The sequence below is a fragment of the Halalkalibacter hemicellulosilyticusJCM 9152 genome, assembly GCF_000513115.1.
Lineage (GTDB): Bacteria > Bacillota > Bacilli > Bacillales > Bacillaceae_D > Halalkalibacter > Halalkalibacter hemicellulosilyticus.
Map to the genome: position 1 here is coordinate 1 of NZ_BAUU01000063.1, position 8,863 is coordinate 8,863.

Here is an 8,863-nt window from a genome sequence, read left to right on the forward strand (position 1 = left end):
GAAGGAACCGGAGGAAACGAAGGAACGGAGGAAACGAAGGAACCGGAGGAAACGAAGGAAACGAAGGAAACGAAGGAAACGAAGGAACGAATGAATACGACAATGATAGTACAGGTGTTGATTCAACATCAAAAGGAGATAAACTCCCTAATACAGCAAGCTCTGTATTCAATCTAATGTTAGCGGGTTTAATTTTGCTAATAATAGGAGCAATATGCTATCACAGGGTAAGAACAGTTAAATCAGTATAATTGTTAAAGCACATTAAGCTTCGATAGCTTAGTGTGCTTTTTTAGATGATTAAAAGTTAATGTAATCAGGGAACGTTCTCATAGTGTATACTAAAGATTAAACATTTTGTACACTTACATATAGGAGAACACTGAAAATGGTTTAAAATAAACATTTTCAGTAACCTTACATACTATGAGGAGGCTTGTATGGCTGAAAAGAAACGTTATTCATTTTCAGTATCTGATCACCCGTTACCATTATATATCGACAGTATTGGCTTCAATCCAAATGAATTAGATTTTGATCGTCCTGAAGGATACCCGTATTATCACTGGCTGCAAACGGTAGAGGGAGAAGGGTATTTTAATCTTGCTGGTGAAGAATTTATACTCAAGCCAGGTTATGGCGTGTTCGTCACTCCATATATGCCACACTCTTATTATTCCGATCCTGAAGCGGAAACTTTATGGGCTACTTACTATGTAACTTTTAGTGGAGCGGCAGTCGATCAAATTTTAACTTCATTAGATATGAACTACTCGGCTGTTTACGAAGAAACCGGCAGTATATCCTTTTCACAGCTAATTGAGGAAATGCTTGTAAGAATAGAAAAAGAGCCACAGTACCTTGCTTATGAATCGTCTGTTCAATTGTATCAATTTTTAATGATGCTGAAAAAACATGGGAAGCTTAATAATAAACGGTCGGTGTTACAATCGTATGAAAAGATTCGTCCGATTGTAGAATGGTTAGAGACCGTTTACCATGAGGACATTGGTTTAGTGGAGATGGCTGAGAAGGCAGAGGTTAGTTCTCAATACCTTAATAAGTTGTTTCATGAGACTTTTGGAATAAGCCCATATTCCTTCTTAGTTCAGTTGCGCATACGGGAAGCAAAGCGTATTTTATTATCAGAAAAGGCACTACCTTTGAAGGATGTCGCTGGAATTGTAGGCTTTAATGGTGTTAGTCATTTTGTATCTACATTTAAAAAGAGAGAGGGTATTACACCTAGCTCGTATCGGAGCTTACATCGTTAATGAATAAACGGTGTAAGTTTTTTGTTTTGTAAAAGTAATTCATATATTGGAAACGTGTATAACCTAGTTAGTATGGTGAAAATAACAATATCGAAACGACGCAATTTCACGAGTGAGACAAGAGGAGGGAACGAAACGTAATGAACGCTAATTTCAATTTTTGAAACTAACTTAGAATTATTTGATATATCTAAATAGCTGTAAACGCTTTACACTATACATATAGACAAGATAATTATTAAACATAAGGGGGAATTTGATAATGGGGAAGTTGAAAGGTAAATGGTCATTTTTAATTATTGTTAGTTCATTGTTACTATTACTAGCAGCTTGTAGTGAACCAGAACGCGATGGTGCTAGTGAAGCAGACCCAGAAGAAGGACAAGGCGAAGAAAAACCAAATGAGTTAGTTGTTTGGATTAATGATGAAGATATTGCAGAAGATGTTGCGAAGGAAATGTTTGATAAGTATACAGAGGAGACAGGGATTGATATTGTCTTTAATCGTGTAGCGTTACCGGATCAAGTACAAGATTTAGGTTTAGCTGGTCCGAGTGGGAATGGTCCAGATATATTTTTCCAACCGCATGATTCATTAGGAGATATCGTTGCTCAAGGCTTAGCTCTACCAATGAACTATTCAGTTGAAGAAATGAACCAATTTAGTGATGTAGCTATTGATGCTTTTACGTATGATGACGAAATTTACGGTGCACCAGTTGCGGTTGAAACGTACTTTGCTTATTACAACAAGAGTATTATGGAAGAGCCACCAGCAACAATTGAAGATGTATTTGAGTTTTCAAAAGAGCATACAGATACAAGTCAAGATCAATATGGTTTCTTAGTCGCTCCAGAATTTTATTATCTCTATTCATTTATTAACAGTCACGGTGGCTATGTGTTTGGAGAAGAAGACGGAGTCTATGACCCAACAGATATTGGTTTAAATAATGACGGAGCAGTAGCTGGGTTAACACAATACAAAGAATTTATCGACGAAGGTATTCTTCCACGTACGTTAACAGTTGATGTCATGGATGGATTATTCTCTGAAGGTAAAGTTGGTATGGTTATTAGCGGCCCTTGGAATTTACCAATTTATGAAGCGGCCCTTGGCGAAGATTTAGCAACAGCTCCACTTCCACAAATGAATGGTGAAGTTGCACCTTCGTTTGTAGGTGTAAAGTCATGGTTAGTTTCATACTACTCAGAGCACCCTGAATGGGCTGAAGATTTAGTGAAATTCTTAACCAATGATGAGAACTCTCAATATTATTATGAGGTAACGGGTGAAATCCCACCACGTCCAGAAATTTTAGATGATATTACGGATCCATTGTATGCAGGCTATGCAGAGCAGATCGAGTTTGGTACACCAATGCCAAACATCCCTGCGATGTCAGCAGTCTGGGATATGGATGATGCGATTGAAATGATTAATAACGGTGAAGATGTCGCTGAAGTATTAGATGAAATCGTTGAAGATATTAAAGCGAAAATTGCGGTTTCAGGACAATAGTTGAGGACACTTATGTGTCATAGTTGAATGAATCATTGAGAAGGTTAAGTAACACATAAGGGGGGTGATTCAAGTATTGAATCATCCTCTCTTAGATTTTGAATGAAGAGGTGGGAAGAATGTCAAACGATCGCCATGACGAGAGTCAAAGCTCGAATCAAAGGAAAAACCATAATCCTAAAATAGCACTTATTTTATCATTGTTATTTGCCGGGTTAGGTCAATTATACAATAAGCGATACGTAAAAGGGATTGCGTTCATCATACTTGAACTTGCATTTATTGTGACATTTAAAGACTTTATCCATTTAGGATTATGGGGGATTTCAACACTCGGTACAATACCAGGGACGGATCATTCGATATTCCTACTTGTTTATGGGCTTGTTTCAATTATTTTATTAGCATTTGTCATTACCTTTTACGTATTTAATGTGCGTGATGCCTATAAACAGGCTCAGCTTATTAAAAAAGGATGGGAAGCACCGACCTTTAAGGAGTCAGTGAAGGAAGGCTATGATAAATCTTTTCCTTACTTGTTGACGGCTCCTGGTTTAGTGTTAGTCATCTTTACCGTTGTGTTTCCATTAATGTTTGCGATTTCGTTAGCATTTACAAATTATGATCTTTACAATTCACCACCACGAAATTTAGTTGAATGGGTAGGGTTTCAAAACTTTGTTAACTTAGTGACCGTTCCTCTGTGGCGTTCTACATTTATTAGTGTCTTTTCCTGGACAATTATATGGACATTAGTGGCTACGAGTTTGCAAATTGCGTTAGGTCTTTTCCTAGCCGTACTCGTTAACGATGCCCGTATCAAATTTAAAAAGACGATTCGTACGATTTTAATTTTACCATGGGCTGTTCCAGGTTTCGTTTCGATTTTGATTTTTGCCGCAATGTTTAACGATCAATTTGGAGCGATCAACCGTGATATTATGGAGCCGCTTTTCGGAGTTAGCTTACCGTGGCTGACTGATCCTTTTTATACGAGAATTGTCTTAATTATGATCCAGACATGGTTAGGGTATCCGTTTATCTTTGCCTTATTTTCAGGGGTTCTTCAAAGCATTTCGAAGGACTGGTATGAGGCTGCGGAAGTTGATGGGGCAAGTAGGTGGCAAAAGTTTCGTAACATTACGTTACCGCATGTTCTATTTGCAACAGCGCCACTTTTAATTATCCAATATACGACTAACTTTAATAACTTCAATATTATTTATTTATTTAACCAGGGAGGACCAGCTGTCCGCGGTCAAAGTGCGGGAGGTACTGACATTCTCATTTCGTGGGTGTATAGCTTAACCTTTGAAACGAGTAATTATAGTATGGCCGCAGCAATTTCCTTAATTATAGGGTTAATGGTCTCGATTTTTGCTATCTTCCAGTTTAGAAAGACAAGCTCATTTAAAGAGGAGGGGAAACGATAATGAATCGAAAAACGAAATCACGTTTAGAAGTTGCTGGTATTTACTTTATCTTTGGTATTATGGCAGTCATTATTATATACCCTCTCGTATGGGCATTTGGAATGTCATTGAATTCGGGAAGAAGCTTGTATTCAGCGACGATTATTCCGGAAAATTGGTCATTGGAACATTATAAATGGTTATTTACAGATCCTCGAAGTAACTATTTGCTATGGTACAGAAATAGTATGATCGTTTCTGGTATGTCAGCTTTGTTCTCAGTTGTTATTACATGTCTTGTAGCGTATAGCTTCTCGAGATATCAATTTGTTGGAAGAAAAACGGGCTTATATACGTTCTTAATTTTGCAAATGTTCCCAGTGTTAATGGCAATGGTAGCCATTTATATTATGTTAGATTTGGTCGGTTTGTTGAATACATTGACTGGGTTGATTTTAGTCTATGTAGGTGGTCAAATCCCATTTAATGCATGGCTCGTAAAAGGATATTTAGATACGATACCAAAAGAATTGGATGAGGCAGCTCATATTGATGGTGCTGGACATATGACGGTATTTTTAAAAATTGTTTTACCGTTAGCAAAACCGATTCTAGCGGTTGTCGCTCTCTTTAACTTTATGACACCATTATTTGATTTTATTTTACCGTCAATTGTATTACGTAGTCCGGAAAACTATACGATTGCTTTAGGGCTATTCAATTTTATTAATGATGAGTTTTCAAATAACTTTACCCGCTTTGCAGCAGGGTCAATATTAATAGCGATTCCAGTAGCTATTGTCTACTTGTTCTTACAACGTTTCTTAATTTCAGGGTTAACTGCAGGAGGAACAAAAGGGTAGAACAAAAAATAGTATTGTGAGAGAAACAAAAGTTAAAAATTGTAAAGATAGGTGATCAATGTGACCAAGCGCTTTAAACCAATACATGAAAACGTAACAGGAATGCTTCATGGGGCTGATTATAATCCAGAACAATGGTTAAAATATCCTGGCGTATTCGAGGAAGATATTCGCTTAATGAAGCTAGCGAAATGCAATGTAATGTCAGTGGGGATTTTTTCTTGGGCGATGATAGAGCCAGAGGAAGGTGTATTTCAATTTGAATGGTTAGACCACGTATTAGATACGTTTGCTGATAATGGCATTTCAGCTTTTTTGGCTACACCAAGTGGTGCAAGACCAGCTTGGATGTCAGAGTCATATCCAGAGGTGCTTCGTGTCGGACCAAATCGTGTCCGTAACTTACATGGGATGCGACATAATCATTGCTTCACCTCACCAGTTTATCGTGAAAAAGTGACGATTATGAATTTGAAATTGGCTGAACGTTACGCACATCATCCTGCCGTCATTGGCTGGCATATTTCAAATGAATTTGGTGGTGAGTGTCATTGTGACCACTGTCAAAATGCATTTCGTAATTGGTTAAAAAATAAATATGAATCATTAGAACGGTTAAATGATGCTTGGTGGACTACTTTCTGGAGTCATACGTATACTAGTTGGTCTCAAGTAGAATCACCAGCTCCACACGGTGAGACGATGGTTCATGGACAAAATCTCGATTGGAAACGTTTCGTTAGTGATCAGACCATTAATTTTTATGAGCATGAATTGCTGCCATTGAAGAAGGTTAGACCTGAGTTACCAGCGACAACGAACTTTATGGATACATTCGAAGGCTTGATTTATTCAGATTTTGCTAAAGTAGTAGACTTTGTCTCATGGGATTCATATCCGACATGGCATGCAAGTGAAGACGAGACAGATATTGCCGCTTGGACAGCGTTGAATCATGATATGTTCCGATCCTTAAAAGGAGGTCAGCCTTTTTACTTAATGGAAAGTACGCCAAGTTTAACGAACTGGCAGCCAATTAGTAAATTAAAGCGTCCAGGAATGCATGTGCTTTCATCATTACAGGCCGTTGCCCATGGTTCTGACTCTGTACAATATTTCCAATGGAGAAAGAGTCGTGGCTCAAGTGAAAAGTTTCATGGTGCTGTCGTTGATCATGTTGGACATGAGCATACTCGTGTTTTTAAAGAGGTAACCGAGGTTGGTCAAGCATTGGAGCAATTAGAAGAAGTAGCTGGTACGACGGTTGATGCAGAAGTAGCGATTATCTTCGATACAGAAAACCGTTGGGCTGTTAAGGATGCTCAAGGACCACGTAACAAAGGGATTCATTATGAGCAAACGATTTTGAAACATTACAAAGCTTTCTGGGAACAAGGTGTCGGTATTGATGTGATTGATATGACCGCTGACTTGTCAAAATACAAAATCGTTGTAGCCCCAATGCTCTACATGGTGAAAGAAGGAGTTGGGGAGCAGATCGAACAATTTGTAGAGGAAGGTGGTACGTTTGTTGCAACATATTGGTCTGGAATCGTCAATGAAAATGATTTAACATTCTTAACGGGATTCCCAGGACCGCTTCGTCAAACGCTTGGAATTTGGTCTGAAGAGATCGATGGTTTGCACGATGAGCAAACGAATGGAGTTCGATTTGCTGAAGAGAACATCCTCGGACTAAAAGGTGAGTATACGGCACATGAGCTCTGTGACTTGATCCATTTAGAAGAAGCAGAAGCGTTAGCATATTATACGAATGATTTTTATGAGAAGCGTCCAGCAGTGACTGTAAATTCATATGGTAAAGGAAAGGCTTATTATATTGCATCTCGAAATCAAGAGCCTTTTAACAAGGAATTCTATAGTAAGCTCATTCAACAAGCTAGTGTGAGAACAGAAGTAAGCTCTCAGCTACCTAAAGGAGTATCGATCAGCCGTCGAACGGATGGGACGAACGATTATCTTTTCTTAATGAATTTCACAAATAAGGAACAGCAAGTTGACGTTTATGATGGTCAATTTGAGAATCTCCTTTCTAAGGAACGTCATCACCTTAATGTTGTAACTTTACCACCTTATGATATTCTAGTTCTAAAAACGATTTAATTAGATTTCAAAGCACGTCTAGATTCTTTCAAGGGCACTGAAAAAGTTTGGTTTTTTACTTTTTCAGTGCCCTAAATCTAGAGGTGCTTTTTTCAGCATTTAAACATGAACATTAATCTGTACGTTTTGGAAATCAAGCAAATTAGATCTATATAAAAAGAGATTTTTTTTGCTATACGAGTTCTTTTTTTGTTGATAGCAAAAATAGTGAAAAACACACATGATATTTTTACATTCCTTTCAGTTAATATGTATAGTAATTACGTAAAAAATGATATTATAATAGTACAATGTTAACAGGTTAAGAGGGGTATAAAATGGAAGTTTTTGTTGCGCGTCAGCCAATACTTACAAAAAATGAAGAAGTCTATGCTTATGAGCTTCTTTATCGTAATAATGAAGAAAACCAGTTTGGTAACATTGATGGAGATGTTGCGACAACGGATGTTTTAATTAATAGCTTTTTTACGATTGGTATTGATCAGCTTTCAGAAGGAAAACCTTGCTTTATTAATTTTACTGAGAATTTATTAAAGAAAGGGGTAGCAACTTATTTCCCTCCCGAAACAGTAGTTATTGAAATACTTGAGACAGTAGAATTTACACCCGAAATAGTGGAAATTTGTAAACAGCTTAAATACAAAGGTTACAAAATAGCATTAGATGATTTTGTTTATGACCAGTTAAGTCTAGTATCTGAGAACATGTATCAATTAGTTGATATTATTAAGATTGATATTAGACAAACGACTCGGGCTAAACGGAAAAAGATGCTGCAACATTTACGCCCATATCAAATTGATTTTCTAGCTGAGAAAGTTGAAACACGTGAAGAATATGAAATGTGCTTACGTGATGGATTTGTATTCTTTCAAGGTTACTTCTTTTGCAAACCGGCAGTTATTAGATCAAGAGACGTTGATGCGTTTTCAAGTATTTATGTGGAGATATTATATGAGCTATCACAAAAAGATCCTAATGTCGATCGTATATCGGAAATGATTGAAAGAGATGTAGCACTTTCATATAAGTTAATTAAATTGATTAACTCATCCACTTTTCATTTAATAACATCTATTCAATCGATTAAGCATGCTATAATGCTTTTAGGTTTAGATGAGATAAAGAAATGGATTTATTTATTAGCTTTTCAAAATGGACAACGAAGGTCTCAGCAAGTTATTGATGAAGCGATTAAAATGTGTTTAATTAGGGCAAAAACGTGCGAGTACATTGGTTCATATTCACAAATGAAAAAGATGAAATCTAGCTATTTTTTGGTTGGTATGTTTTCTTTAATGGATATGATTTTAATGAAGCCATTACCAGAAGTCATTAAAGACCTTCCGTTAGAACCTAGTATTAAAGGGGTGTTATTAGGAGAAGAAAATACATATAAGCCTGTACTTGACGTGGCAATTGCATTGGAAAAAGGTGATTGGATAACAATAGATGAAGTTGCTTTCACTTTAAATGTGTCTCCAGCTACGTTATTTGATGCGTATACTCATGCTGTGAAGGATGTACAAAAAATTGTTAGTCAATTTACTCGATAAATTTCTTTTTACTACTGTCTGTATGTAAGCGTCAAATAATACACACATTCCAAGAACTCTGGTCCCATGCGATACTCTAATCAATAATGATGAAAGGGTATCGCTATGAAAC

The 8,863-nt window shown here is 36.9% G+C and carries 7 protein-coding genes; all 7 read left to right on the forward strand.

Going from position 1 to position 8,863, the window contains the following annotated elements:
- Nucleotides 1–251, forward strand: a 251-nt coding sequence (locus JCM9152_RS24375; protein ID WP_148296565.1) for an LPxTATN C-terminal sorting signal domain, incomplete at its 5' end; no start/stop codon positions are given.
- A 189-nt stretch (nt 252–440) separates the two neighbouring features.
- Nucleotides 441–1,274 carry an AraC family transcriptional regulator gene (locus JCM9152_RS20485; RefSeq protein WP_035347569.1) on the forward strand — a complete coding sequence of 278 codons (834 nt, stop codon included), beginning with the start codon at nt 441–443 and terminating at the stop codon, nt 1,272–1,274.
- A 262-nt stretch (nt 1,275–1,536) separates the two neighbouring features.
- Nucleotides 1,537–2,796: a sugar ABC transporter substrate-binding protein gene (locus tag JCM9152_RS20490; protein ID WP_052016256.1), complete on the forward strand. Its 1,260-nt coding sequence runs from the start codon at nt 1,537–1,539 to the stop codon at nt 2,794–2,796.
- Nucleotides 2,797–2,915: 119 nt separating this feature from the next.
- Complete coding sequence (locus tag JCM9152_RS20495) at nt 2,916–4,229, forward strand: carbohydrate ABC transporter permease (protein ID WP_052016257.1); 1,314 nt, start codon at nt 2,916–2,918, stop codon at nt 4,227–4,229.
- Entirely contained in the window at nt 4,229–5,071 is an 843-nt protein-coding gene (locus tag JCM9152_RS20500) for a sugar ABC transporter permease (protein WP_035347571.1), read from the forward strand. Before JCM9152_RS20495 ends, JCM9152_RS20500 begins: the two co-directional genes overlap by 1 nt.
- Before the next feature lie 60 nt (nt 5,072–5,131).
- Nucleotides 5,132–7,195 (forward strand): beta-galactosidase, encoded by a 2,064-nt coding sequence (locus tag JCM9152_RS20505; RefSeq protein ID WP_035347572.1) that lies wholly within the window; start codon nt 5,132–5,134, stop codon nt 7,193–7,195.
- A 317-nt stretch (nt 7,196–7,512) separates the two neighbouring features.
- Nucleotides 7,513–8,751: an EAL and HDOD domain-containing protein gene (locus JCM9152_RS20510; RefSeq protein ID WP_035347574.1), complete on the forward strand. Its 1,239-nt coding sequence runs from the start codon at nt 7,513–7,515 to the stop codon at nt 8,749–8,751.
- Nucleotides 8,752–8,863: the final 112 nt, after the last annotated feature.